The organism is Saccharomonospora saliphila YIM 90502 (assembly GCF_000383795.1).
GTDB classification, from domain to species: domain Bacteria; phylum Actinomycetota; class Actinomycetes; order Mycobacteriales; family Pseudonocardiaceae; genus Saccharomonospora; species Saccharomonospora saliphila.
Map to the genome: position 1 here is coordinate 1 of NZ_KB912592.1, position 2,423 is coordinate 2,423.

Annotated in this window: 1 protein-coding gene and 3 pseudogenes; 2 read left to right on the top strand and 2 right to left on the bottom strand. The window is 71.5% G+C overall.

Annotation, left to right across the window (positions count from 1 at the left end):
- Positions 1-226 precede the first annotated feature (226 nt).
- Positions 227-325, top strand: a pseudogene (locus tag SACSA_RS26505) (LacI family transcriptional regulator); the annotation flags it as partial.
- Between the two features lie 43 nt (positions 326-368).
- Complete coding sequence (locus SACSA_RS0100175; protein WP_232212788.1) at positions 369-1,316, top strand: arabinosyltransferase C-terminal domain-containing protein; 948 nt, start codon at positions 369-371, stop codon at positions 1,314-1,316.
- Here the strand turns inward: SACSA_RS0100175 and SACSA_RS0100180 are convergent.
- Positions 1,307-2,238, bottom strand: a pseudogene (locus tag SACSA_RS0100180) (decaprenyl-phosphate phosphoribosyltransferase). The gene SACSA_RS0100175 and the pseudogene SACSA_RS0100180 sit on opposite strands and share 10 nt — an antisense overlap.
- Positions 2,235-2,360, bottom strand: a pseudogene (locus SACSA_RS26510) (phosphatase PAP2 family protein); the annotation flags it as partial. The pseudogenes SACSA_RS26510 and SACSA_RS0100180, both read right to left, overlap by 4 nt.
- Positions 2,361-2,423: the final 63 nt, after the last annotated feature.

The window sequence follows — 2,423 nt, forward strand, 5'->3', positions numbered from 1 at the left end:
GCCGCCTGCACGGTGGTGTTGGAGGTCGGCTCGATGGCCGTCGCGATGGTGTCGCGCTCGGGCACCTACAACGTCGCGGGCTCCACCATCGCCGGACTCGGCGGCGGATGCGGCGTCGAGGACTGGCTGACCGTGGAACCCGAGGTGGCCGCGGGCGTGCTCACGGCCGACGGCCCGCCCGCGCGGCTCGACGGGTTCGCCGTCAACGGCGGCTTCGGCGACCACGGGCGCCATCGAGGCCATCGAGGCTTCCGGGCGGACACCCGGGGAGGACATCGAGATCATCACCGTGGACGCCGTCAAGGACGGCATGCGCGCCGCTGCTGGTCGTCGTGGCCGCCTGCACGGTGGTGTTGGAGGTCGGCTCGATGGCCGTCGCGATGGTGTCGCGCTCGGGCACCTACAACGTCGCGGGCTCCACCATCGCCGGACTCGGCGGCGGATGCGGCGTCGAGGACTGGCTGACCGTGGAACCCGAGGTGGCCGCGGGCGTGCTCACGGCCGACGGCCCGCCCGCGCGGCTCGACGGGTTCGCCGTCAACGGCGGCTTCGGCGACCACGTGGGCGACGACGCGCGTGCCGGTGTTCCGGGCGGTTCGGCCACCGGCCCCGGCCTGCGCACTGCCTCCTCCGACGAGGAGGACACCGCCCCGCCCGAGCCGTACGGGACGGCGGAGGTCCCCGCGTGGGGAAGCGGTGGCGCCGAGGGCGGCCTGACCACGGCGTGGTACGCCCTGCCCGCGCGTTCCGGGTCCCCGGACGCGCCGCCGCTGGTGATCCCCGTCGGCGGGACGGGCGCGGTCTCGGCGACGGTGCAGTTCGCCGACGCCGACGGCGTCGTGCTCACCGAGCACCGACTGCGCCTGCCCACGGGGACCTGGCGTGAGGCACGCCTCGACCCCGCCGGGGCCGCACGGGTGCGCGTGGTGGCCGAGGACGAACGCGACGGAGCCGGCTGGGTCGCCGTGGGCACGCCGAGACTGCCCGAGGTCGTTGCCCTGACCGAGCACGTCCCCGTGCACGAGCCCGTGCTCCTGGACTGGGTCGACGCGTTCTTCCTGCCGTGCAGGCGGCCCGCCTCGGTGGCGGGCGGGGTGACCGAGCCCGTGCGCTACCGGATCGCCTCGGGGCCGGGCGACCGCTGGCTGACGGGGATGTCGTTCTCCCGGGACACCGGCGGGCCGTACGCCCCGCTGCTCGACATCGCCGAGCAGACCCCGGTGCCCACTTACCTGCGAGGCGACAAACTACGCGAACCGATCAGCGTGCTCCGGCTCGACTACCCGGTGCCCGTCCTGGAAGCGGCTCAGAGGTAGTACGAGCAGACAAGGGAGATCACCCAGGCCCCGCCGAGGATCTGGAGCACCCGGTCGCGCAGGGCGATCTCCTCGGGCTCCCCCGCGTTGCCGCAGTCGACGTCGACGGCGTAGCGCAGCACGGCGATCACGAACGGCACGATCGAGATGACGCTCCACACCGTGCCGGAGACGGTGTGTTGCTGCTCGAACGCCCACAGGCAGTACGACATGATCAGTATCGCCGCCGAGGTGGCCCAGACGAACCGCAGGTAGCTCGCCGAGTACTTCTTCAACGAGGACCGGATCTTGGCACCGGTCCGCTCGTAGAGCATGACCTCGGCGTAGCGCTTGCCCGCCACCATGAACAGCGAGCCGAACGCGGTGACCAGCAGGAACCACTGCGACAAACTGATGCCGGTGGCCACACCACCGGCGATCAGCCGCATCAAGAACCCGGAGCCCACGATCGCCAGGTCGATCACGGGCTGGTGTTTGAGCCCGAAACAGTAACCGAGCTGGATCGCCTCGTACACGCAGAGCACGATCAGCAGACGCCAGTCGGCGACGAAGCTCACCGCGGCCCCGCCCGCGAAGAAGGCGCCTGCCGCCGCGTACGCCACGGGGATCGGCACGACCCCGGCCGCGATGGGCCGGTTCCGCTTCGTGGGATGGGCACGGTCGGCCTCGACGTCGACCGCGTCGTTGATGAGGTAGACCGAGCTGGCGATCAGGGAGAAGGCCACGAACGCCATGGCCGCGTCCCAGAGCACGTCCAGGTTCGTGATCTGGCCCGCGGTGAACGGCGCGGCGAGCACCAGGATGTTCTTGACCCACTGCCGGGGCCGCGCCGTTCTGCCCACACCGAGCAGGGTCGGAACCGGACCCCTTTTCCCGGTGAGGCACCACCGCCTACGTCGGCACGCTCGGTCGTCTCACTCATCGTCGTTTCCGCTTCCGTGAGGTCAGCCTGCGGCGCAGGATGCCGCCGACGGCGCCTCCGAGGGCAGCGCCGGCGAGTACGTCGGTCGGATAGTGCACACCGAGCACGAGACGAGAGACGACTTGGGCACGCGGAGCCTGCGGATCTGGCTCGCGCGGACGAAGGCGTACCAGCCGACCGAGGCT